This is a genomic window from Peptoniphilus sp. BV3AC2 (assembly GCF_000478945.1).
Taxonomy (GTDB): Bacteria; Bacillota; Clostridia; order Tissierellales; family Peptoniphilaceae; genus Peptoniphilus_B; species Peptoniphilus_B duerdenii.
The window spans coordinates 78,764-103,755 of the sequence record NZ_AWXD01000031.1; the positions used below are offsets into that span (position 1 = coordinate 78,764).

22 protein-coding genes and 1 tRNA gene are annotated in these 24,992 nt (G+C 34.8%); 7 read left to right on the forward strand and 16 right to left on the reverse strand.

The window, feature by feature from the left end; all coding sequences use genetic code 11:
• Positions 1-14: 14 nt before the first annotated feature.
• The 4 genes from HMPREF1252_RS09360 to argF all read right to left on the reverse strand — a co-directional run bounded on the left by HMPREF1252_RS09360 (position 15) and on the right by argF (position 4,851).
• Complete coding sequence (locus tag HMPREF1252_RS09360) at positions 15-884, reverse strand: ATP-dependent Clp protease ATP-binding subunit (protein WP_081695966.1); 870 nt, start codon at positions 882-884, stop codon at positions 15-17.
• Entirely contained in the window at positions 885-2,474 is a 1,590-nt protein-coding gene (locus tag HMPREF1252_RS09365) for an AAA family ATPase (RefSeq protein WP_023060128.1), read from the reverse strand.
• Between the two features lie 42 nt (positions 2,475-2,516).
• Entirely contained in the window at positions 2,517-3,671 is a 1,155-nt protein-coding gene (locus tag HMPREF1252_RS08075; RefSeq protein ID WP_023060215.1) for a hypothetical protein, read from the reverse strand.
• A gap of 187 nt (positions 3,672-3,858) precedes the next feature.
• Positions 3,859-4,851, reverse strand: a complete 993-nt coding sequence (argF, locus tag HMPREF1252_RS08080; protein ID WP_023060144.1) for an ornithine carbamoyltransferase — start codon at positions 4,849-4,851, stop codon at positions 3,859-3,861.
• A gap of 220 nt (positions 4,852-5,071) precedes the next feature.
• On the opposite strand from argF, the gene HMPREF1252_RS08085 reads away from it, so the two are divergent.
• The 4 genes from HMPREF1252_RS08085 to arcA all read left to right on the forward strand — a co-directional run bounded on the left by HMPREF1252_RS08085 (position 5,072) and on the right by arcA (position 10,068).
• Positions 5,072-6,310: an AraC family transcriptional regulator gene (locus HMPREF1252_RS08085; RefSeq protein WP_023060157.1), complete on the forward strand. Its 1,239-nt coding sequence runs from the start codon at positions 5,072-5,074 to the stop codon at positions 6,308-6,310.
• Between the two features lie 160 nt (positions 6,311-6,470).
• Positions 6,471-7,646 (forward strand): hypothetical protein, encoded by a 1,176-nt coding sequence (locus HMPREF1252_RS08090; protein WP_023060117.1) that lies wholly within the window; start codon positions 6,471-6,473, stop codon positions 7,644-7,646.
• Complete coding sequence (locus HMPREF1252_RS08095) at positions 7,646-8,740, forward strand: hypothetical protein (RefSeq protein ID WP_023060197.1); 1,095 nt, start codon at positions 7,646-7,648, stop codon at positions 8,738-8,740. The genes HMPREF1252_RS08090 and HMPREF1252_RS08095 overlap by 1 nt, the downstream gene beginning before the upstream one ends.
• A gap of 107 nt (positions 8,741-8,847) precedes the next feature.
• Positions 8,848-10,068 (forward strand): arginine deiminase, encoded by a 1,221-nt coding sequence (gene arcA / locus HMPREF1252_RS08100; protein WP_023060122.1) that lies wholly within the window; start codon positions 8,848-8,850, stop codon positions 10,066-10,068.
• A 228-nt stretch (positions 10,069-10,296) separates the two neighbouring features.
• Here arcA and HMPREF1252_RS08105 read toward each other — a convergent pair whose 3' ends face one another.
• The 8 genes from HMPREF1252_RS08105 to hflX all read right to left on the reverse strand — a co-directional run bounded on the left by HMPREF1252_RS08105 (position 10,297) and on the right by hflX (position 17,010).
• Entirely contained in the window at positions 10,297-10,758 is a 462-nt protein-coding gene (locus HMPREF1252_RS08105; RefSeq protein WP_023060185.1) for a hypothetical protein, read from the reverse strand.
• 7 nt (positions 10,759-10,765) lie between these two features.
• Positions 10,766-11,035: a metal-sensing transcriptional repressor gene (locus tag HMPREF1252_RS08110; protein ID WP_008901920.1), complete on the reverse strand. Its 270-nt coding sequence runs from the start codon at positions 11,033-11,035 to the stop codon at positions 10,766-10,768.
• The gene (locus HMPREF1252_RS09975; RefSeq protein WP_238318200.1) at positions 11,032-11,166 is read right to left on the reverse strand and encodes a heavy-metal-associated domain-containing protein; all 135 of its coding nucleotides are present in this window, start codon (positions 11,164-11,166) and stop codon (positions 11,032-11,034) included. Before HMPREF1252_RS09975 ends, HMPREF1252_RS08110 begins: the two co-directional genes overlap by 4 nt.
• Positions 11,167-11,170: 4 nt before the next feature.
• Positions 11,171-13,786: a heavy metal translocating P-type ATPase gene (locus tag HMPREF1252_RS08115; protein ID WP_023060180.1), complete on the reverse strand. Its 2,616-nt coding sequence runs from the start codon at positions 13,784-13,786 to the stop codon at positions 11,171-11,173.
• A 213-nt stretch (positions 13,787-13,999) separates the two neighbouring features.
• Positions 14,000-14,725 carry an NAD(+) synthase gene (nadE, locus tag HMPREF1252_RS08120; protein ID WP_023060149.1) on the reverse strand — a complete coding sequence of 242 codons (726 nt, stop codon included), beginning with the start codon at positions 14,723-14,725 and terminating at the stop codon, positions 14,000-14,002.
• Entirely contained in the window at positions 14,722-15,105 is a 384-nt protein-coding gene (locus HMPREF1252_RS08125; RefSeq protein ID WP_023060233.1) for a CoA-binding protein, read from the reverse strand. Before HMPREF1252_RS08125 ends, nadE begins: the two co-directional genes overlap by 4 nt.
• 1 nt (position 15,106) lies before the next feature.
• A complete protein-coding gene (locus tag HMPREF1252_RS08130; RefSeq protein WP_369756432.1) occupies positions 15,107-15,751 on the reverse strand; it encodes a YigZ family protein in 645 nt (214 codons plus the stop codon).
• Complete coding sequence (hflX, locus tag HMPREF1252_RS08135) at positions 15,748-17,010, reverse strand: GTPase HflX (protein WP_023060219.1); 1,263 nt, start codon at positions 17,008-17,010, stop codon at positions 15,748-15,750. Before hflX ends, HMPREF1252_RS08130 begins: the two co-directional genes overlap by 4 nt.
• Positions 17,011-17,155: 145 nt before the next feature.
• Here hflX and HMPREF1252_RS08140 point away from each other — a divergent pair, with 145 nt between their 5' ends.
• The 3 genes from HMPREF1252_RS08140 to HMPREF1252_RS08145 all read left to right on the forward strand — a co-directional run bounded on the left by HMPREF1252_RS08140 (position 17,156) and on the right by HMPREF1252_RS08145 (position 20,234).
• On the forward strand, positions 17,156-19,948 hold the full coding sequence (locus HMPREF1252_RS08140) for a transglycosylase domain-containing protein (RefSeq protein ID WP_023060175.1): 2,793 nt from the start codon (positions 17,156-17,158) through the stop codon (positions 19,946-19,948).
• On the forward strand, positions 19,945-20,073 hold the full coding sequence (locus HMPREF1252_RS10025) for a hypothetical protein (protein ID WP_023060234.1): 129 nt from the start codon (positions 19,945-19,947) through the stop codon (positions 20,071-20,073). Before HMPREF1252_RS08140 ends, HMPREF1252_RS10025 begins: the two co-directional genes overlap by 4 nt.
• 74 nt (positions 20,074-20,147) lie before the next feature.
• Positions 20,148-20,234, forward strand: a tRNA-Leu gene (locus HMPREF1252_RS08145).
• Between the two features lie 112 nt (positions 20,235-20,346).
• On the opposite strand, the gene mnmH is transcribed toward HMPREF1252_RS08145, so the two are convergent.
• The 4 genes from mnmH to HMPREF1252_RS08165 all read right to left on the reverse strand — a co-directional run bounded on the left by mnmH (position 20,347) and on the right by HMPREF1252_RS08165 (position 24,981).
• Positions 20,347-21,366 carry a tRNA 2-selenouridine(34) synthase MnmH gene (mnmH, locus tag HMPREF1252_RS08150; RefSeq protein WP_023060099.1) on the reverse strand — a complete coding sequence of 340 codons (1,020 nt, stop codon included), beginning with the start codon at positions 21,364-21,366 and terminating at the stop codon, positions 20,347-20,349.
• A gap of 213 nt (positions 21,367-21,579) precedes the next feature.
• Complete coding sequence (locus tag HMPREF1252_RS08155) at positions 21,580-23,037, reverse strand: VanW family protein (protein ID WP_023060158.1); 1,458 nt, start codon at positions 23,035-23,037, stop codon at positions 21,580-21,582.
• Positions 23,019-23,651 carry an endonuclease III gene (nth, locus tag HMPREF1252_RS08160; RefSeq protein ID WP_008901910.1) on the reverse strand — a complete coding sequence of 211 codons (633 nt, stop codon included), beginning with the start codon at positions 23,649-23,651 and terminating at the stop codon, positions 23,019-23,021. The genes HMPREF1252_RS08155 and nth overlap by 19 nt, the downstream gene beginning before the upstream one ends.
• A 118-nt stretch (positions 23,652-23,769) precedes the next feature.
• Positions 23,770-24,981, reverse strand: a complete 1,212-nt coding sequence (locus HMPREF1252_RS08165; RefSeq protein ID WP_023060163.1) for a M20 family metallopeptidase — start codon at positions 24,979-24,981, stop codon at positions 23,770-23,772.
• Positions 24,982-24,992: the final 11 nt, after the last annotated feature.

Here is a 24,992-nt window from a genome sequence, read left to right on the forward strand (position 1 = left end):
CTAGTCGCTTATTTTTATTTTATATTAACTGTAAAATCCGATTGTACCAAAATTGTGCTTCCCTGTTTTATATTTCCATCTAAGGATAGATTTGCTATTTCTGTCATTAATATTTCTTCAATACTTCTTTGGATATCTTTTGTAGATTTTATTCCAAATCTCTTTATTATATCTTTTAAATTTAAATCCCACTCCAAGAATATCGCCTGATCTTCTAGTTCGAGTTTGATTTCATTTAATCTAAGTTCCAATATCTTTGCAAGTTCATCTAAATTAAATTCTAATAGGGTTAGAGTATCGTCAACATGGCTCATAGCTTCAGGATTTGGCTCTTCCCTTGTAGTTAAAAATACTATGGTGTTTTTAAAGTCGATCTCTCTTCCCTTATTGTCTCTTATTTTGCCTTCGTCGATGATTTGATAAATAATTCCAAGCACTTCCGCATTTGCAAGTTCGATATCTTCAAATAATAATATTGAATAAGGTTTCGTCCTTATGGTCTCTGTCAAGATTCCACCAAGTTCGTGTCCAACATATCCTGGAGGCGCTCCAATCAGTTTTGTAACTGAACTTTTATCAGTGTACTCACTCATTTCAAAACTTAAAACTGATCCGCTTTCTTCGTATAATTTTTCTGAAAGCACTTCCGCTAGGTAGGTCTTACCCGTTCCCCTTGGACCTGAAACCAAGTATGAGATTGGTTTATTCCTTTTAAATAGACCGGATTTTGCTCTTATAACTGAATTTACAACTTCGTTTACTGCACTCTCTTGACCGATGAAGGTTCTCTCTATTTCGGATTTAAGTGATTTAATCTTTTCAGATTCTTTTTTATTTAATGTTGTTATAGAAATTCCTGTGCTTTTAGATAGTACTTCTAATATTTATGATTCTGTAACTTCATCTTTAATTGGATAATAAGGTTTTGTGCTTTTAAGATCTTCAAGATGTTTTTCTCTTGTGTCAAATTCTACTGAAAACTGTTTTAATTTTTCAAAATCATGTGACTCTTTTGCAGATTCAATATTCTTATTTAAAAGTTCCAAACTTGAAGTTTCTTTAGAAATATCATCTAGTCTTTCTAGCTCTTTCTTCCAAAGTTCTTTCTTCTCATCATAAGCTTTTCTTTTTTCTTCTATCTCTTCTTCTAGCTTTTGAAGTCTATTGCTACTTCTAATATCTTTTTCTATCTCTAGAGCGACTTTTTCTGTCTCAAGTCTTATGAGTTCACGATTTAATTCATCTATCTCCTGAGGAACTGAATCTATTTCCATCCTCACCATGGAGCTCGCTTCATCTATTAAATCGATTGCTTTGTCCGGAAGATATCTGTCATTAATATATCTATTGGAAAGTTTAACCGCTGATACTATCGCCGAATCTTTGATATTTAATTTGTGATGAGATTCGTACTTCTTTTTAATTCCCCTTAGAATTGAAATGGCTCCATCTTCTGAAGGCTCTTCAATTAAAATCTTTTGAAATCTTCTTTCCAGTGCAGAGTCGGTTTCAATATACTTTCTGTATTCCCTCGTGGTTGTAGCGCCGATAGTTAGTATTTCTCCCCTTGCAAGCATCGGTTTTAGAATATTTGACGTATCCATGGCACCATTGGTTCCACTTCCAATTATGTTGTGGAGTTCATCTATAAATAGAATTATTTGACCGTCTGAAAATTTAACTATATCCAAAACTTTTTTTAATCTCTCTTCAAAGTCACCTCGAAATTTCGCCCCTGCAAGGACAGATGTCATATCGAGAGAGAACACAATCTTCTCTCTTAAAGTTTCCGGTACATCTCCAGATGCAATTCTTAAAACAAGCCCTTCTACCACAGCAGTTTTGCCGACACCGGCTTCACCGATTAGAACTGGATTATTTTTTATTCTTCTAGAAAGAACTCTTATGACATTTGAAGTCTCTTCATCTCTACCAATGATTGGATCAATCTTTCCTTCTTTTGCTTCCTCAGTGAGATTTCTTCCGAACTTTAGAAGATATTTTAAATTTTCTGATGAAATGTTTCCAAGTTTTTTCTTCGTAAATTCCTCTAGGAATTTAGATTTCATAACCTCATAGGTCAGCCCATAACTATTTGCAATCTCCTTTGAAACGGTCTTATCTTCCCTAAGTATGGCAAGGTATAGTGAGTTTACATTTACAAAAGATTCATATTGATTTCTAGAAATTTCTTCAGAGTTTACGATTATCCTTTGGTATGGACGAGAGTAATAAAGCTTCGTCAAACCTTTTGAACTTCTAAGCTTCTCAATAGCTTCTACAACCCTATTTTCATATTCTTTTAAATCCACACCCATTTCAAGAAGTATTTCCAAAAGAGAAAGACCATTGGTACGAAGTATTGCAAGGGAAAGATGAAGATCTGTTATCTCTGCATTTTCATATCTCACAGCTAAATTCTGTGCATCTTTAAAGATATTTACAACCTGTCTTGAAAATTTTTCTGGATTCATATAATCACCTCAAAAAAATAAGGGAGCAACTGCCCCCTATAATTAAAAGATCAACATTATTAAATGTGATGCGATTCCTGCACAAATTCCACCAATAGTGTGGCATAGTATGGCATTACCTGTCATTTCTTTTGTTCCAAGAGCATCCATCATTGCTATGTGAGTAGATAGATATCCACTCCAACACATACATATAGAAGTAAATACTGCAATGTCATTAGGTGTTACAAGATTTTTGTTAACCATTTCAGACACCATTCCGATAGCAGCACCGGAACTTCCAAGAGCAGTAATTGGAACTGCAATAGCCTGTGGACTTGAAAAACCAAAGAGAGGTTTTAAAATTACGTTTAGCTTCTCTCCGATTACCGGAAGAATTGCAATACCTTGGTTCGCTGAACCGTCATACACACCAGCTTCACCAACTCCATTGGTAAGCATGATAACAAGTGTACATATCAAAACTACACCAGGGATTATTGAAACTCCCATGTCCACTCCAACTTTACCTCCATCAAGTAGGGATTGGATAAATCTTGAACCGATGCTACCTTCTCTTACCCTTCTCATTCCCTCTGGAATTGGATCGGAAAGAGTGGTCTCAACCTTGTCAACTGTTCCGTAATATTTTTTAGTATGTCTCATCATAAGTCTTACAGAAACTATAGAGCCTATAACCGCTCCAACATTTCCTACAAGAGCTGCTGTTATAGCTCCTTCAACTTTGAAACCCATCATAGTTGTGGTAACGATTAGACCCATTCCAAATGCGGTTCCTAAATTTGTAAGAGCTGGCATTTGATACTTTTTAAAATATTGTCTAAAGTTATCATCGTGAGCAAGAGTAAGTATTGCTGGATTGTCAGACATGTAACAGTTTAACATTCCTAGAGAACTTGCCCCCGGTAGATCATAAAGTGGTCCCATTACTTTTGAAAGAACTTTATTTATAAGTGCAATAACTCCAAATTCTGAAAACAGACCACTGACACCACCTGCAAGTACAGCAACCGCCATAAGATAAAAGCATACGTTCATAAGAAGATCGAATCCTGTGGACATCATAGTCTTAATCATATTGGTGCCGCCCATAATGCTTCCCATGTAGCAGAAGAAAGCCATGAATACTACAATAAATATTATAGCCTCTAAGCCAACTTCATTTTTAAATAGGGATTTATTTTTATTCTTTTCCAAATTTCCTCCTTGATGTTGTAAGTTAACGTTGTAAATTAATACTATTAAGAAAAAGACCGGCTTTACATTGAAGCCGGAAATTTTATAAGATTTTACCCATTTACAAAATGGTTTTTAATTAAAAAGATAGCTCTTTTCGTATCTTTAAATTAAATTATTATGTATCCTTCCAAGTGGAAGGATTTTATTAGCAAAGAGTTGCGTACACGATAGCTTTAATTGTGTGCATTCTATTTTCTGCTTGGTCAAATACAAGGGATTGTCTAGATTCAAATACTTCGTTTGAAACTTCCATTTCCTTTAGACCAAATTTTTCTTCGATATCTTTACCAACTTTTGTTTCAGTGTCGTGGAAAGATGGTAGGCAGTGTAAGAAAATTGCTTTTTCGTTTGCATTGTTCATAACTTCTCTATTGATTTGGTATTTGTGAAGAAGATCAATTCTGTGCTTCCAGATTTCAGCTGGTTCACCCATTGATACCCAGATATCAGTGTATAGAACGTCTGCATTCTTAGTTCCTTCTTTTACATCAGAGATAAGTTCTACTGTGCAGAAGTTTTCTTTTGCAATTTCTCTAGCCATTTCAACTAGGTGTGCTTCTGGGAATAGTTCTTCTGGTGCACATGCAACGAAGTTTATGCCCATTTTTGCACAAGCAATCATAAGAGAGTTTGCTACGTTGTTTCTAGCATCTCCCATGTATACAAATTTAAGTCCTTTTAAATGTCCAAAGTGTTCTTCGATAGTTAAAAGGTCAGCAAGCATTTGTGTTGGATGCCATTCATCAGTAAGACCATTCCATACTGGAACTCCTGCATATTCTGCAAGCTCTTCAACTACTGATTGTTTAAATCCTCTGTATTCGATACCATCGTACATTCTTCCAAGTACTCTTGCAGTATCCTTTATAGATTCTTTATGTCCCATTTGAGATCCTTGTGGATCTAGGTAAGTAACTCCCATTCCTAGGTCATAACCTGCAACTTCAAATGAACAACGAGTTCTAGTTGAAGTCTTTTCAAATAATAAAACGATGTTTTTTCCTTCTAGGTATTTATGTGGAACGCCTGCTCTCTTAAGTGATTTAAATTCTTTTGCAAGATCAAGAAGATATCTCATATCTTCAGATGTAAAATCAATAAGTTTTAAGTAATTCTTACCTCTAAAATTCTTTGGCATAGTAACTCTCCTTTTATTTTAAAAATTTTTAACGTATTTCTACATCTACATTTTACAATAATCATATATATTCGAAAGGACATTTTCATTTATTATTTTTGTTTTAAATTGATTATACAAGGAAAATATTTCCTGTTACTTAATAAATTTTAGATTATACCAACTATTTTATATTCCTTAGAGAGCTACTTAGTATGTTATAATTATTTTGGAGGTTACGATGAATAAGAATAGAAAAATCGAAATTCAAAAAACATTTAATAGACAAGATAGAGAAGGAGATATTATAAGTTTCGATGTAGAAGTTGACTACACAAAAACTACTCCACTCTTACATAAAGAATCTAGGTTTTTATATATATTAGAAGGTGAAGGAAAGATAAAAGTTCTAGATAGAGAGTTTGATCTTCGCCCTGGTGTCATCATAGCACTACTACCTTGGCAAATTTCTGAAATTATAGAGATTACAAAGCCACTTAGCTACTACTTGCTAGTTTATTCATTTGAAGTTTTAAACGAAGTTATAAAGAAAACTTTAAATGTCAGCAACGAAAATATAGATATGATTTCTCTTCTTTATAATAATAATTTCGTAGTTCCAAATGAAATTGAACTAAAAAAAATGAGAACCATATTTGAAGATATAAGAGATGAAGTAGGTATTCGTTCAATGGTGGTTTCTGAACAAGCGGAATACTCTTCCATCTATATGATTTCAAAACTTGCAGAATTAATAGTTTTATACCTTAGAAATATTCCTGAAAAGAAACACGAACACAAAGACTATTCACCACTTCCATCAGAGGAAATTTTCCAATACATGTATCTAAATTCAAAGAGGAAGATTACATTGGAAGAGATGAGCAAAATATTCTGTATGAGTGAATCTTCCATCTCTAGATATATCTATTCTTTAACCGGACTTGGGTTCTATGATCTTCTTCAAGAAATGAAGTTAAATAAAGTAATCTACTTTTTACTCTATACCGATTTAACTTTAGATGAGATTGCAGATATTTTAAATTACACAGACGCCGCTCACCTTTCAAGAGTGTTTAAAGATCAAAAGGGTATCGGAACCAAAAAATTCAAAGATTCCTACCAAAATATAAATAATATAACTCACATTAAACACGATGAAAACACGGGAAATATGGTTAAATACATCTATAAAAACTACGCCAAAAATCTACACATCGGCAATATTTCCAAAATGTTTGATCTTACTCCTCCAGCTATAAATGAAGCACTCTCCTACCTTGTTGAGATGAACTTCTCAAACTTTTTAAACAACCTTAGAATTAAGAGAGCTGCTGAACTTTTAATAGAGACAGAAAAACCGATTATAGAAATAGCTTTGGAAGTTGGATACAACTCTAGCAAAACATTTTCTCGTAACTTTATAAAATTTATGAGAGTAAATCCTGGAGAGTTTAGAAATTTAGAAAGTCTCAAATAGTTTTCATTGGATAAAATCTAATTATATAATTGTATTAGATTGAATAATTTAAAGCTGTATGGCTAAATCACTTGTTTTCTTACAAGTGTAACAATAAATAAAATCTCAATAATATTTTAATTATGATAAACTATAACCATAAATACTATGAGGAGGCAGTATGAAATTTCATTTACCAATATTTGAAAAGCCTGATTTTTCAAATGAGGCTTATAAAAATGCAAAAAATATAACTGTTGCTGAAGTAGAAAAAGATGGAGTTGCACCAGATAATTTTTATCTTACAACTCACCTACCAACATTCTACAAAGTAGATGGAGAATGGTTACTACCAGAACATAACTCACTTAACTGCGTTGCAGTTCTTAAAGATGGTGACATCGTTATAAAAGAAATTAGAGACCTTAAAAAAGGTGAACAAGTCGTAACCGGAAGAACTAAAGACGGTTCTAATGGTGTACTAGTATATAAAGAAGGTTTCCCTAAATCAGTATATTCTGAACCTGGTCAAGCCGTTGAAACTTCTTTTTCAAGAGATTATAAATTCCTTTTCGAACAAATGGAATACGAAAGAGATAACGGCGGATACATCGTATGGGTTCTTGGACCTTCAGTGGTATTTGACCACGATACAAGAATTGCATTAAACCACTTAGCTGAAGCTGGATACATCAACTGCTTAATGGCTGGTAATGCAATGGCAACACACGATCTTGAAGGTGGATTCTTAGGCACTGCCCTTGGACAAAATATCTACACTCAACAAAACGTACCTAACGGACACTACAATCACCTTGACCTTCTAAACGAAGTTAGATCTGCTGGATCTATTAAAAAATTCATTGCTGAAGGAAATGTAAAAGATGGTATCATAAAGACACTTTCACAAATGGACGTTCCTTTTGTACTTGCTGGATCCATTAGAGATGATGGACCTCTTCCAGAAGTATATGGAAACACAACAGAAGGTCTAACCCACATGAAAGAGCATCTTGACAAAGCTACTCTTATAATAGGACTTGCTACCATGCTTCACAACTTAGCTGCAGCAAATCTTGCTTCAAGTTATAGAATTAGAGAAAACGGAGATATTACTCCTGTATATATGTACGGAATCGACGTTACAGAAAACGTAGCAAACAAAATGGCTCATGCTAGAGAAAATATTGCTTTCGTTCCTATGATTACAAACGTACAAGACTTCGTTGTAAATCTAGAACGTGCTCTTGTTACTCCGGCTGATAAGACATTTGCAAATGAAATGGAGCTTCCTGAAGAAGAATACGTTGAACTAGAAAATAAAAGAAGAGAAAATGAAGAAGGAGGATTGCTATAATGGATTTTCAAATGCCTAAGTACCATCATCCAGATTTCGAACAAGAATTTCTAAAAAATGCACCTAATGTTCATTTAGAAGAAGTTAAAGTAGATGGCATAAGCCCAAGACATTACCACGCGCTTTCTGTTTATCCAGAATATTTTAAAATAAATGGCAAATGGATTTTAGCTACCCAGTCTAGAATGGATACTGTCTGTGTTGCAAACGACACACCTGGTGAAGAATCCGTTGAAATTGTAGAGTTTAGAAATCTAAAAAAAGGTGACAAGGTTGTAATCGGAAGAACCGAAGATGGTTCTGAAGGGATTTACATGTGGACCGGCGGATTCTTAGAAGAATCTGAAGAGCTTGACACTTTTGCTTTTAGAGCAGGAAGATCAAGAGAGACTGCCTTCTCCGTTGACTACGATACACTTTACGATGTTCTTCGTCACGAAAAAGCAAACAATGGATATGTAACTATGATTATCGGTTCTGCAATCGCCCTTGATGAAGATGCAAGACTTGCTCTTGAAAGACTTATTAGAAACGGATATGTTCAAGCAATCTTCTGTGGTACAGAAACTGCTGCCTTCGACTTAGAACGCGGAATCTACGGAACCACTTGGGGACAAGAACATTTCGTTCACGAACAAAATACTACAGTAAACCTATATGAAACTATAAATCTCGCAAGAAAATATGGCTCAACTAAAGCTCTTGTTGAATCTGGTCTTGTAAAGGACGGTTTCATGAAGGCTGCCATAGAATGTGGCACTGAAGTAGTAATGGCTGGTACAATTAGAGATAGATTAGCACTACCAGAAACTATCGATAATGTTTACGAAGCTCAAAACAAGATGAGGACCCACGCTAGACGTACCTCAACAATCATAATGCTTTCAGCTATTCTTTACACAATAGCAACTGGAAACATGACCCCATCTTACAATGAGTTTGACGGAGTGATAAGACCTGTTTACATGTATACAGTTGATATTCAAGAATTCGCTGTAAACAAACTTTCCGACAGAGGAACTCTAACAGCTGTTTCAATGGTTACTAATGTACAAGACTTCATAAGAAACATAGATAGAGCTTTGAATAGTTAAATTAGAAAGACTTCTGTTATCAGAGGTCTTTTTTTTAAATTCTTGTCATGTTGACAAAAATATATATTTAATTTAATCTAAAATTAAGTTAGTTGAAAGGAGAACTTATGAACAAAAATATTAATGTTTACTCAGAGATTGAAAAATTAAAAAAAGTTATTCTTCATAGACCTGGTCACGAGCTTACAAACCTCGCTCCAGATCAACTTGGTGAACTTTTATTCGACGAAATTCCATTTCTAGATGCTGCAGTTGAAGAACATGATTACTTTGCACAAATCCTAAGAGACAACGGATGCGAAGTTTATTACCTAGAAGATTTAGCAGCAGAATCCCTAACAGATTCAGGAATCAAAGAAGCTTTTATTGATGAATTCTTAAAAGAATCTGACATCCAAGTTGACAGAGAAAAAGAAATCTTAAAAGAACTTTTCCAAAATATGGAAAATAAGGAACTCGTTCTTAAAATGATGGGCGGAATCAGAAAATCTGATCTTCCTGATTACAAGAAGACTTCCCTTCCAGAAATAATCGAAAAGGATGAATTTTTCGTTACAAAACCAATGCCAAACCTATACTTCACTAGAGACCCATTCTCTCTTATAGGCCACAGCGTTTCTCTAAATCATATGTGGAGCGAAACTAGAAGACGCGAAACATTATTTGGCAAGTATATTTTCAAATATCACAACGACTTTAAAATAAAAGACGAAGATCTTCACTACAATAGAGAACTTCCAGCATCAATCGAAGGCGGAGATATTCTAGTGCTAAGTGATGAACTTATAGCTGTAGGTACTTCTGAAAGAACTTCTGCCCGTGCAATCGAACAATTTGCTAAGAGAGTTCTAAGAGAAGAAACTGGATTTAAAAAGATTCTTGTCCTTTCAATTCCAAAAAAACGTGCCTTCATGCACCTAGATACAGTATTTACAATGGTGGATAGAGATCTATTTACCGTTCATCCAGAAATTGAAGATTCTCTAACTTGTTTCGGAATTACATTTGACGGCAAGAACCTACACACTGAAGAAGAATCTTCTGATATCGAAGAAGTGCTTCTAAAGAATCTTCACCTAGACAAGGTTGACCTTATTCGTCAAGGTTCTGGCGGACTACTAGATGCTTCTCGTGAACAATGGTCTGACGGTTATAACACTTTAGCTATTGCACCAAGAGAAGTAGTTGTTTACGATAGAAACGTAGTTACAAACCAAATTCTAAGAGATCATGGCGTTACACTTCACATTATGAAGTCAGGGGAACTTTCTAGAGGTAGAGGGGGCCCAAGATGTATGTCAATGCCTATCTATAGAGAAAGAGCATAATAAATTGGCTATGTAAATTTTTTGGGAGACTCGTTAATTCGAGTCTCTTTCTTTATGTAAAATGAACACATGGCCGCTAATTAAAATATCAAATCTAAAATAACAAAAACAACCAAAAATACGCAGGGCTATTTAGCTATGAGTTTATTTATGTTGCACTTATTATGATATTATCTATATAAAAAACACCCTCCTACTGATCAACCAGCAAAAGGGTGTTATTATTTTTTATTTGTCTACTATATATTTTATCTCTGAAATTAAATCTTCATCTGATAAAAGTGTAGGACTTTCTTGGTCTCCAAGCTTTCCATAGAAAGAATAGTGAAATTTATTTGTGTTTCTATCCCTCTTTGAGTCGTACATATGAATTGTATCTTCCTTGCTTTTATCTCTCAGTTTAATTATTAAACTATCATAATCTGGGATAGATTTATATCCATATCCTGGATCTGTAACCTCACATTTTTCCAAGAGATTTATTATCTCCCCTAACTTTTCTTCATTATCCTTAGAAGAAAAAATCTCTCTCGTAGTCATTTTTTCTTCGTCATCAATTACTTCCAAGCTCAAAGACTCAAATTTATAAACTTCTCCAGTGGAAAATTTTATCTCCTGTCCTTGTTTTTTATTACAAGCTGTAAGAAAAATTAAGACCACTAACAAATAAAATATTTTTTTAAATTTCATATCCCACCTACTTTGACAACTTATTTATAATTGTGTTCATTTCTTCGATTTTTTCGTCAATTTCTTCCTGGCTCTTAGAGTAGGAATCCTTAACGCAACCTCTTAGGTGGGCTGTCAGGACATCCTTGTTTATGTTTTTAAGAATTGAGATTGATGCCATTAGCTGGTTGGAGATATCTAGGCAATACCTGTTCTCCTCCACCATTTTTATAAGTCCATCAATTTGTCCCCTGACAGTTTTTAATTTTCTAAGTTGGACTTCCTTGTCTGCTCTCATTTTTCAATTTTTGCAGAGTAGCCTGCATCTTCAACTGCCTTAACAAGTGCTTCATCAGCAAGATCTTTGTCAAGTTCTACCCTAGCACTTTTGTCTTCAAGCCTTACGTCAGCTTCTCTTACCCCGTCAATTCCTTCAAGAGCCTTTTTTTACTGATGCCACACAGTGATTACAAGACATTCCTTCTACTTTTAAAATCTTTTTCATACTATCTTCTCCTTTATTTTTAATAATTTTATAACCTGCATCTTCAATAGCATTTTTTATTTCTTCTGGACTTAGACCTTGGTCTATAAATTCTACAGAAGAATTTTCATGGCTTGCCACAATATTTTTTGCCTTGCCAGTTTTTTCTAGAGCATCGGAAACTCTCTTCTCGCAGTGGCCACACATCATGCCTTCTACCTTTATTTTAGTTCTTTTTTCATTTTTTTCTATAAGATTTTTCTCTTTTGCGTTTTCTTTTTCACTTATGGGCTCGCCTTTATTTAGAGATTTTTTAAGTCCTCTTGGTTTAAATCTTCTAAGTCTCAAGGCATTGTTTACAACAAAGACTGAGGATAGACTCATTGCAAAGGCTGCAAACATTGGGGAAAGTTTTATCCCAAATGCTGGGAACAAAAGTCCTGCAGCTATTGGAATTCCAAGTGTGTTGTAGAAAAATGCCCAGAATAAATTTTCCTTGATGTTTTTTATTGTAGCCTTGGAAAGTTCGAGGGCAGAAACAACATCTAAGAGGTCGGACCTCATTAGTACCACGTCTGATGACTCAATTGCAACATCTGTGCCACGGCCTATTGCCATGCCTATGTCTGCCTTGGCAAGGGATGGAGCATCGTTGATTCCGTCCCCAATCATTAAAACCTTCTTGCCAGATTTTTGAATTTTGTCGATTTCCTTATTCTTATCTTGAGGTAAAAGACCTGCAAGAGTTTCATCAACTCCAATTTCTCCAGCAATTGCTTCTGCAGTTTTTTCATTGTCTCCAGTTAACATAATAATAATCTTTCCCATGTCTCTTAGGAGTTTAATTGCATCCCTTGATGACTTCTTAGGAAGGTCCTTTACTGAGATTATTCCCATGACTTCATTTTCATTTGCAAAGTACATAGAAGTTTTCCCCTGACCTGCCAGTTCTTCTGCCTTTGCCTTAAAGCCCTTTAGGTCAATTTTTTCTTCAAGCATGTATTCAAGATTTCCAGCAAAATACTTATTTCCAGCGATCTCTCCATTTAGGCCCCTGCCGCTAACTGAATTGAAGTTAGTGATTTCTTCTAAGCCTATATTTTTTTCTTCAGCATAATTTAATATTGCAGAAGCTAGTGGGTGCTGAGAATTTTTTTCTAGAGACCCAGCAATTTTTAAAAATTCATCTTCGTCTAGGTCTGTAACAACATCTGTTAGGATTGGTTTGCCTTCAGTGATTGTCCCTGTCTTATCCATTACGATTACATCAATCTTGTGGAGATTTTCCAAAACTTCTGCATTCTTAAATAGAAGTCCAAAATCTGCAGACTTGCCTGTTGCAACCATTATTGAAACTGGTGTTGCAAGTCCTAATGCACAAGGACAAGAGATAACCAAAACAGAAATTGCAAAGTTAAGGGCATTTTCAAATCCGTAGCCAAGATACATCCATACTCCAAAAGTTATTGCAGAAATAATCAAAACTGTTGGCACAAATACTCCAGCAATTTTATCTGCCAGCTTGGCAATAGGAGCCTTTGACTGGTTGGCCTCGTCAACTAATTTTATAATTTGAGAAATTGTTGTGTCTTCCCCAACCTTTTCTGCCTTGAACTTAAAGGACCCTGTTGTGTTTATAGACGCAGAGATTACCCTGTCGCCCACAGACTTTTGGACTGGGATTGACTCACCAGTCACTGCTGATTCATCAAGAGATGATGCACCTTCAATTACCTTACCGTCAACTGCCACAGATTCGCCAGGCCTTACAATTAAAATATCTCCAACTCTTACATCTTCTATATTTTTTACAACTTCTTTCCCATCTTCAATAACTGTCGCCATTTTTGGCGCAAGATCCATTAACTTTGCAAGAGATGACCTTGTCTTGTTCTTGGATTTTTCTTCCAAGTATTTCCCAACAGTTATAAGAGTCAAGATCATTGCTGAAGACTCAAAGTAGAGATTGTGCCTGTAAGCATCAACAAGTTCCATGTCCCCTTGACCAAATCCATATGCCATCATGTAAATGGCAAAGATTCCATAGATAAGAGCTGCAAGAGAACCAATAGCAACAAGGCTATCCATGTTGGGAGCCTTGTTCTTAAGTCCCTTAAATCCAGAGATGTAAAAGTCCCTGTTTATAAATACAACTGGAAGAGCCAATAGAAATTGTGAAAAGGCAAAGATAACTGCCCCTTCTCTCCCATGAAAGATCCTTGGAGTTGGCAAGTGAACCATGTGACCCATGGCAATATACATGAGGATGAGCATAAAGATGCTAGAAGAGATTAGCCTATGCTTTAGGGCTCTCTCCCTGTCATCCACTGGACCAGCTTCATTTTTTATTTTTTCTCCAGCCGGGCTTGCTCCATAGCCAATTTTTTCCACAGCTTTTATAATTTCTTCATCATTTATTTTGTTTTCGTCAAAATTTACCTTCATCGAGTTGGTCATGAGATTGACGTTGGCAGTGTTTACGCCATCAAGCCTTTCTACAGCCTTGGTTACATTGGCGACACAGGCCGAGCAAGTCATGCCTCTGACATCATATTTCTTTTCCATAGTACCTCCTACACCCCCCTAGGGGTGTTCTATATTTTTATAATAACACTAGAATAAATTTTTTACAAGTTTTTGATATGATTTTTAATATTTTTTATCAATTTTTTTGTAATTTTATTCGATAAAATTATTTAACGAGATAAGATTTCTTGCAAATAAAAAGGCAGCTTCGGCTGCCATTTTTTATCCCATTAAATTTTGGTTGATTTCCAATTATTCTTCTTTTAAGATCGTCATCTTGTGTTTATTAATTCTATGAAGTCTATCTATTAGTTGTTTTTTATTTTCATCTAGTTTGATTTCCTTCATAATATATCCATCTAGTTCTTCGTAGGTAAATCCCATTTCATCTTCGTCGGTTTGCCCTTCAAATAGTCCTGCTGATGGTTTCTTGTCTATAATTTTTTCTGGAAGTCCCAAGTATTTTGCCATTTCAAATAGATCTGTCTTCAGTAGATCTACTATCGGAAATATATCTGCTCCAGAATCTCCGTGTTTGGTAAAATATCCTGTGTAGTATTCAGAATAGTTTGAACTTCCCACTACCATGTAGGATTTACTTTGCGCATAATAATAAAGGGTGGTCATCCTTAGGCGAGGTTTCACATTGTGGATGCTCATTTCTACATTGGTTTTATCCACCGATTCCATAAATGCATCAAAGGTCTTAGTTAAGTCTACTTTTTTTAGAGTTATTCCCGTATTTTCTGCTACGAGTCTAGCGTCTTCTTCGTCCTGTGGTGCAGAATGTATCGGCATGATTATTCCTAGAGCATCATCTTTAAACGCTCTCTTGCAAAGTGCCGCCACAACTGCAGAGTCAAGTCCTCCTGAAAGTCCAAAGACCACTCCTTTAAGTCCAGCTTCTTCAACTGATCTTTTTATATAATTTACTTTTTCATCTATCTTTTTCTCGAAATCTTCTATTCTCTTAATCATTTTGCCCCCAAGATTTTATAGATACAGTTTGTTACATAATTTAGTCCGAGTTTGTCTGCGTATTCCAAAGTTTCATCTGTGTAAGTTCCAGGTTGGAAAAATATATTTTCTATTCCCATAGCCTTTGCTTCATCTAGGACTGAAATGGCTACTTTAGGATTTACTACCACATCCACCACGTCTATCTTTTCTTCAATATCAGAAAGTTTTTTATAGACTCTATGGCCTTCAATTTCATCAAGCTTTGGATTTACCATGTAGACATTGTAACCATGTTCTAGCATCCTCATTGGAATCTTGTATCCAAAGGTGGACTCGTCAGATCTTGCTCCAACTACTGCCCAATTTTTTAGCTCTACCATTTTATTTAATTTATCCATTTTACACCTCGTATAATATCTTTCCATCTACAGTTGGAAGGATTACCTCTCCCAGAATCTTTATTTCTACACTTCCGCTGGTCATGTCATTCATATCGTCAAATATCTTTTTATCCTCTGGGTCCACATCAATGGTGACGCTGACCATGTCGGTATAATTTTCTTCTATTACTTTATACCCATTTGTTATAAGGTAGTTTGTAATCGCTCCGTGGGCGGTGTAGTCGTAGGTGAATTTCGTTCGGTTCATGGATTTTATAAGCACCTTTGTGCCGCCATTTATCGCTTCTACTACTCCCTTTGTATATGCTCTTACAAGTCCTCCTGCTCCTAGAAGAACTCCTCCAAAGTATCTCGTAACCACCGTCACCACATTGGTCATGTCTTCTTTTTTTAAAACTTCAAGCATAGGCACTCCTGCAGTTCCACTTGGCTCACCATCATCGGAGTATCTTTGAATATTTTTTTTCTCTCCGATTATATAGGCGTAAGTATTGTGAGTTGCGTCGTAGTACTTGGACTTTTTTTCTTCGATAAATTTTAAAGCTTCTTCTTCAGTTTCAACTCTTTTTATAAATCCGATAAATCTAGATTTTTTTTCAACAAATTCTCCGGTAGATTCCCCGAGCATTGAATAGTACATCATAAAAATTCACCGTACTCTCTGATTTCATTTTCGTTTAATATGGCTCTTACCTTGGTGCCTTCGGCTAAATATTCCACAGATATAGCTTCTACGCCACTTAAAAATCTATCAAGCACATCTGTCTTGCTATATGGAAATAGAAGTGAAACTTCTTGATACTTTATATTCAAACATTTTTCGATAGCATTTAGCAGTTTGTCCATATTTTCATCATGCTTAGCAGATATAAATATATAATCTCCATCCACTTGAGGTAGGATTATATCTTCAAGCTCTGCTCTGTCCATCTTGTTATATACAGTAAGGATTGGAACATCCATAACCCCTATGTCTCTTAAAATATTCATGGTGGTCTTGTACTGAATTTCTATGTCCGATGAAGATGCATCCATAACATGGACGATTAAATCAGAACCTCTTATCTCTTCCAAGGTGGATTTAAATGCTTCTATAAGTTTCGTTGGAAGTTTTGAAACAAATCCAACCGTATCAGAAATTATAAAATCTCTTCCATTTAAAAGTTTTGACTTCCTTGAATTTGGATCTAGTGTAGCAAAGAGCATATTTTTTACGAATACTTCTCTACTGTTAGAATTTTTAATTCTATTTAAGATCGTACTCTTTCCCGCGTTGGTATATCCCACCAAAGATACGATTGGAAGTCTCGATTCCATTCTTCTCTTGGATCTAGTCTCTCTATTTTTTTCTGCAACTTTTAATTTGTCGCGAATGGAGTCGATCTCTCTTTGAAGTCTTCTTCTATCTGTTTCTATAATTTGTTCCCCAGGACCACGGGTTCCGATTCCTCCACCGGTTCTAGACCAACCCTTTATCCCGAGTAGTCTAGGCATTTCGTATTCCCTCTTTGCAAGTAGCACTTGCAGTTTACCTTCATAGGTGTTGGCGCGAAGGGCAAAAATATCCAAAATCAAGTTGGTTCTATCTACAATTTTTAATTTTAATTCTTTTTCCAAGTTTCTAAGTTGAATCCCTGTCAGCTCATCGTTGAAAATAATGGTTTCAACTTCCATATTTTTTGCGATTTCTTTAATCTCATTTACTTTTCCAGAGCCGATTAGAAATTTTGGGCTGAACTTCTCAATATTTTGAGTGACAACCCCCATCACTTCTCCACCATCTGCTTCAACAAGTTCCCTAAGTTCTTCCATGGATGAACTAAGTGAATTTGGAAGTGCTCCAAGGTCTGTGCCGACAAGTATAACTTTTTCTTTTTTCTTTAAATTTTCAATGTATTCCATAAAGTCATTATACAATAAAATTTTAATTTTATCATTTTATAGATTTTGAATTTTAAATAAAAGATGGTGAAAGTCCCCTGTTTAATACAATATTGAAAAAGACAAAAAGATTTCTAAATGCTATAATGAAGTTGGGAGGTAAGAAATGAATTTCAATTTAAACTTAGATTTTAAATTTAATTTTAAAGATTTAAAGAAAAAAGAAAAAATAAAAGTAATAATTCTATCTATACTTATACTACTTATAACTATAGGTACTATTTTTGCTACAGTTTTTTATTCAATTATAAAGAAATCTCCTCCTACCAATTTGAAAAATCTATCTTCGAGTTTTGAACAGACCTCATATATCTATGATGAAAAGGGCGAACTTTTAGAAAAAATTGATGCGAGACAGTATAGAACCATTCTATCCATAGATGAAATTCCAAAAGTCTTGCAAGATGCATTTGTATCCATAGAAGACCAAAGGTTTTATACTCACCACGGAATAGATTTAAAATCTATTGCAGGGGCGACATTAACAAATATAAAGAGTAGAAATCTAGTGCGTGGTGGTTCAACCATCACCCAACAACTGGTTAAGAATGTTTACTTAACAAATGAAAAAACTCTCACTAGAAAGATAAGAGAAGCATATCTTGCACTTCGAGTTGAATCTGTTTTATCTAAACCAGAAATTTTGGAAGGATATTTGAATAGAATAGACCTTGGACAGGGAGCCTTCGGAGTTGAAGCTGCCTCCCAATCATATTTTTCTAAACATGCAAAAGATATAAACCTTGCTCAAGCTGCCCTCTTGGCAGGAATTGCAAAATCTCCAGTTGAATATCCTCCAGTTAAGAGGCTCACTGTAGATAATTTTGACAAGGATAAGAATAAATTAGTAGGAACCACTGTAATAGACGGAATAGAATACAACATAGTTCTAAATGACAAAGCTTTTGAAAGACAGAAAATAGTTCTTAAAAAAATGTTGGACCTTGGAAAGAAAACTGAAGCAGAATATAAAGAGGCGTTAGATTTCGATATAGTTGGTTCAATCAAGCCAGGGATTAAAAAATACCACCAAATGAGCAGTTATTCCACCGATTTTATAAAGGCTCAGGCGACGAGAGAGCTTATGAAGTTATACAATGTCTCTGCAGATGAAGCTGAATACAAACTACTTACCAATGGTTACCACATCATAAGTTCCATCGACAAGTTAAAACAAAATCAGCTAGAAGATGTATACGAAAATCTAAAGACATATATAGAAAATGGCGGAGAAAGCATCGGACTTTCCATAAATATAGATGCAAACGAAAATATCATCGACTCTGCAGGAAATTTGGTGTATCTAAATCACGACAAGTATTTCGATGAAAATTTCAATTTAAAATTATCTAAGGAAGACTATTCTATTTCAAAGTCCAATGACCTTTCAATAAACAAGAATTTTTTAAGAGTAGATAAGAAAATCGACATAGTAGACACCTATAAATTCAGCGATAAATCCCTTGTAACATATAGTATTCAAGAGATAAAGGTGCCGGAGAATTCATTTAAAAATCAAAAGGATTATATCGTTATAGATCACGCATTTTTAAAAGACAATCCGACATTTTACAAAATTGTAGACGACAATCTAATAATTTCAAATGAATTTATAAATGCAGATAGAAACCCTATAACTCAGCCGGAATCTGCATCTCTTATAACCGATGTGCAAACCGGATACATTAGAGCAATCGTAGGCGGTCTTGATACAAAATCTAAAAATCAAAAAATATTTAATAGAGCTTATGACAGCACAAGAAATCCTGGAAGTCTTTTGAAACCATTCTCTGTGTACTTAGCATCTCTACTTAAAGGAGATAGACTTTCAGACGTGGTAGACGATGTGCCGATGTTTGTAGATGTAAATATGTGGCCATCAAATGAATATCCCGGCTATAAGGGACTCCTCACAAGAAGGCTTGCACTAGAAAATAATTCCAACGTGGCAGCAGTTAAAATACTTCAAGAAGTTGGATTTAAAAAATCTGTAGAAACTCTAAAACTAATCGGACTTATAAATGAAAATGATAGGTTCATAACCTCAACAGAAGATCCAAACAAAAATGACGAAACACTAGACGGACTAGGACTCGGCAACTTGCACTACGGCTTCTCACCTTTTGATATGACTAATGCGTACTTAACCGTAGCAAGACTAGGCGATTACAAGAAACCTACATCAATAATTAAAATCATAGATAGTAGTGGTGAATCCTTAATCGACAATTCAAACCCAAAAGGTAAGAGAATTTACAAAGAAACCATTGGTCATCTGCTTAGAGATGCTCTAAGAACAAATGTCACCCGTGGCGAATTAAAACCTATGGCTAGAAAGTATGACCAAGGAGCGATGATGGGTATCAATAAAGATAGAAGCGACATGTGGCTAAGTGGATTTACAAACGACTATGTAATAACTACATGGTTTGGAGCCGACTCACCAAAAATAGAAGTAAATGTAGACAAATATTATCTTATAAATTTCTACAAAGAAATAGAAAAGATTGCTCAAGATGGAGAATTGCCAGACAAATTCAAAACACCTGATGGAATAGTTAAGAAATTTATCTGTGAAAAATCTGGAAAGCTCGGTACAAAACTCTGTGAAGAAGCACAGGATGGATACTTAGAAAGTTTTGAAGCGACAAATGTGCCTACAGAATACTGCGATGGCCATGTAAAACTTCTAATCTGCAACTCTTCTGGCAGACTCGCAGGAGAATACTGTCCAAAAGAAGATGTAGAACTAAAGATACTTTTCAAAAGAAATCCACCATACAATTCAAAAGATCACGGCGGCATATACCCGGATGACTATCAATATGTGCCATCCCTTTACTGCAATGTTCATGACGAAGATTGGTACATGCACCACAAGAAAAGAGGTAGAAGATGAGAAAATTAAAAATGATATTCTTAGCATTTAAAGCAATTAAAAAACTTAGAAAAGTTCCAATGAAAAATGTAAAGAATATCTTTTTCGCAGCAAGAAGAATAAAAAAGAGAAAAAATTTATTATAAATCTCCCCTGGTGGGAGATTTTTTATTTTAGTTGAAAAAATAATTCAAAAGTGGTAAACTAAATAAGATGTTTTGCGGAAGTGCTGGAATTGGCAGACAGGCATGTTTGAGGGGCATGTGCGACTATTCGCGTAGGGGTTCAAGTCCCCTTTTCCGCACCAATTAATACCGATACGATTGTATCGGTTTTTTATTTTTTTGTTTTTAATTTATTTCATAATAAAATTTATCACCAAAAATTTATTCGAAAAAAAAGCACCTTTTCTGATGCTTTTATTTTAGGATATCAAGTATTGTGTCACAGGATTTTTTAATATCTTCATTTAAAATTTTATAAAAAATTTTGTCCTTATTTATAGAGTAATTGGCGTCATAGTATTTTATCATCAAGTCTTTAATTATAAGATCGAAGTTTTCTTCATCCACCAACTTCAAATAATTTTCGTATCTCTTTGCACTTATATATCTCTTTAAATTTTCAAGTGCCGAGATAATCTCTTCTTTTTTCTTAAGTCCATAGTCACTTAAATAGTCGGACTTAATTCGCTCTGTTCTTCTTTCAATAGTGTCCTCAATTAAAAAAACTTTATCCGTCTGAGCCATAGCCTTTATAAGTTCCGAAGGAAGATTTATGCTTCCTATGCGTGGAGACTCTCCTTCTACAAAAATAGGACCTTGTTTAAAACTTTTAAAGCTTTCAATAAGCTCCGACTCAAAGGTCTTTTGAGAAGGCTGAAATCCCATGCCTACTCCACCAAAGAGTGAGCCTCTGTGTCTTGCAAGCCCTTCAAGGTCAAGGACATTCTCTCCCCTTTTCCTTAGCTCTTTTAAAATTTCCGTCTTGCCACAGCCAGTGTAGCCTTTAAGGACCACATACTCATAATCCTTAAATGTGTCCATAAAGTTAAGGACATATTTTCTATATGACTTGTATCCATAATTTAACTTATATACATTGTGTCCCAAGGTCTTTAAAAGATTAAAAAGTGCAGTAGAGCGAAAACCTCCCCTAGAACAAAAGAGGACAACTTCATGATCTTCTTCCATTTGGGAAATACGCTTATAGTAATCCGTAAGCTTAGGCGCAAAAAACTCCACACCTTTTTCCTTTGCTCTCTTTACATCCCCTGATGCATAGAGAGTACCCACAATTTTTCTCTCCTCATTTGAAAGTATGGGCATGGATATTGCCCCTAAAATTGTTCCATCTTCAAACTCTCCTTCACTTCGTAAGTCAATAAAGATAGGATTTTTAAATTTTAAAATTTCTTTATAATCTGTTGCTTTAAACATAGATTTATTATAGTTGTTTTAAAAAAATTTTTAAAGTATTTTATTAAATGTAGAGGTGAAATTAAAAAACTTCGAGTATGCGGAGGTTGTAATGCAAAATTTCAGTCTCCTCTTTAAAATAAGCTTTAGACATATTGGAAGTATTTAAGAAAAAGGGTCTCTTGGAAACTTTTAAATAAAAAAGCACCTTATCGGTGCTTTGGCGTAAAATCTTTATCTTTTTTCTTTCTTTGATTTTTTACTCTTAGTTTCTTTTTTATTTTCTTTTTTACTTTCCTTTTTGTTATCTTTTTTGCTTTCCTTTTTCTTCGACTTTTCTTCAGAATCTTTTGATTTTGCTTTTCCCTGTCCTATTACTACTACCCTATTTTTGGGTATGTAGTGAGAGCTTAGATATTTTTCTACTTTTACTACTTCCCCATTCTTTTTATATTCTTTAAATGATGAGTAATCGTAGCCTTTGTTGCCTTGGGACTCAACTTGTACTTCTCCATCTGGAATTTGATCTGAGTACTTAGTTATGGTTTCTGGTGTTTTTTCGCTTACAAATTTAGTCACTAGGTCTATGTCGAATTCTTTGTCGCTACTGTTTCCATAAATTATAAATTCTATTTTGTCATCTACAATTTTTGAGTCTATATATATTTTATGTTTTAAGTTGTTTTTGAATTTTAAATCTTTATATCCTGGTGCCACTGCTGCGTCTGCTCCTCTTTCCACATATCCTATTGGACGGGAGTGGTTGGATCTTTCTAATATTTCTATGTCAGACCTTACAAGGGCGTTGTAGAGTGTGGTTGATACTTGGCAGATGCCTCCGCCCCAACCTCTGTCGAACTCTCCATTGACTATGACTCCTGCAGCTTTAAATCCTCCCGCTTCATTCATCTCTCCGATCGTGTCGTTGAATGATATTTCTTGTTCAGGCGCTACAAATAAATTCGATATTTTACTTGCTCCTAGTTCTATATTGAACTTTCTATTGTCTTCTGATCTGTGAAAATCCGTTATAAAACTTCCTAACACTGCGTCGATTCCATCGAAGTATTCGGATTTTACTTCTGGTAGTATAGGCAGAGCTTTTATTTCAACTGTGTCCACCTTGCCTATGGAATTTTTAATCTCTTCTTTTAGATTTGATGCGTCCAGATATCTTCCTACTACTTCTTTAGATTTTACAAATTTTCCATCTATATTTTCTACTTTTGCATTTTCTGATTTTATATATACTTTATCTACCAAGTAATTTATGGATTCTTGTACTTTTTCATCAGATATTATAGTTTTGGATTCTATATTTTTATTCGCTATTGGAAGTGAGATTATCCTGAAGAAGTTTTCGATTTTATTTTCGCTTCTTCCTACATAGAACGCTTCTTTTATTGCATCTTTGATCTCTTTGTCAAATCCAAGTTCTCCAAGCGTTCTTGAGTAAGTCAAATCTCCTAATTTAAATTCAATCTTTTTTGATTTTTTCTCATTGGTCTTTTCAGTTACTAGTTTCTCAGCTTCCTCATAGGTAAGTCCAGATACATTTATGGAGTCTACTTTTACTCCACTATATATTTTCCCAGAGTCTTTAACTGAATAGTAGTAACTAAATATTAATATGGAAAGGATTAGTACAGTTATAGTTATATATACCGCTTTTTTTACTTTATCCAGTTGCAATACTCTCTCACCTCACAAAGTCCACAATCTGGATTCCTAGCCATGCATCTTCTTCTCCCATGGAAAATTATTAGATGATGAGCCTTTGTCCACATATTTTTATCTATTCTCTTCATAAGTGCTTCTTCTGTCTTCTCTGGAGTTTTTTCATTTACGATTCCAATTCTATTTGTAACCCTAAACACATGGGTGTCAACTGCTATGGCTGGTATGCCAAAACAGTTTGACGCAACTACATTTGCAGTCTTCTTCCCTACTCCAGGAAGTTTCACAAGTTCTTCTATGGTGTTTGGAACTTCGCCACCGTATTCATCTATGATCATCTTCGATGCGCCATAGATGGATCTGGCTTTATTTCTGTAGAAGCCGCAAGTTTTTACCAGTGGTTCTATCGAAGTTGCTCCAAGTTCTTCGAATTGCTGTGGGGTATTGTACTTTTTAAATAATTCTTTAGTCACCATATTTACTCTCACATCCGTACATTGGGCAGAGAGAATGGTTGCTACCAAAAGTTCAAATGGAGTCGAATAGTTTAACTCGCACTTTGCATCTGGATATGTTTTATTTAGTATTTCTATTACTTCAGCTGTTTTTTTCTTACTTAAAATTCTCATAATACCTCCATAATTATTGTAACATATTATAATTTTTTAAAATTATGAATTTTCCATTTTGTAACAATAATTATTGGAGGTTTTTAATTTTTACCAAATTCCTGCTAAAGATTTATTTTTATTTTTTGATTTTTTTATGTGTGCCAAATTTTTCTAGATCAATTTTATTTTCTTTTAATGAATATTTTTCTAAAATATTTTTAAATAGTTCCACCCCATAGAGGATTCCTTCTTCATCTAGATCAAAGTTTTCATGGTGGTGAGGATAGGAGGTAGCGTCACAACTTGATGTGCCCACATTTATAAATGTTCCCTTAACTAAGTTTGTAAATTCTGAGAAATCCTCTGCTCCTAGAGATGGTTTGCCAGCTGTGATTACATTTTCTGTGCAGAGTATCTTCTTTGCGATGCTTTGTACTTCTTCTGTGAGTTCTTCATCATTTTGAAGTATGGATGCCGCGTTGTAGTTTTCAAACTCTGCTTCACAGTCATGGACTTCTGCAATATTTTTGGATATAAGTTCAATCTTCTTTAAGATTTTTTCTCTTATATTTTGGTCAAGTGTCCTTAGAGTTCCTTCTATATAACCGTCATTTGCGATGATGTTATAAGCTGTGCCTGCGTTTAATTTACCTAATGTAAGCACGACGCTATCTAGTGGACTTACCCTTCTTGAAACTATATTTTGTAGTTCAACGGCTATGGATGCTGCTGCAAGAAGAGCATCCTTTCCAAGGTCTGGTCTAGATCCATGAGCACTTTCTCCTTTGACATGGATTTTAAATATATCGCAAGAGGCATTTATCGCTCCTGGAACTACGGCAACTTTACCAACAGGTAGGGAACTTGCAACATGAATTCCAAAAGTGTAGTCCACATCTTTTAGATGACCAGCTTTTACAAATTCTTTTGCTCCTCTACCTATCTCTTCTGCTGCTTGAAAACATAGTTTAACTGTTCCTTTTATTTCATCTTTTCTTTTTGCAATAATATTAGCAGTTGCAAGAAGTCCCGCCACATGGGCGTCATGTCCACATCCGTGGGACACACCTTCGTTTATAGATCTATAATCTTTTTCAATTTTATCTTGAAGAGGAAGGGCATCCATATCTGCTCTTAAGAATACTGTTGGACCTTCATGCTTTCCTTTTATGGTTGCCAAAATTCCAGTCTCTCCGACATTTACATATTCGATGCCTAGCTTATCTAGTTCACCTTTTATATATGCAGATGTCTTATATTCTTTTAGTGATACTTCCGGATTTTTGTGAAGATATCTTCTCGTTTCTACTACATAGTCTTTTAAATCTAAAACTTCTTTTGAAATCATCTTTTTTCCTC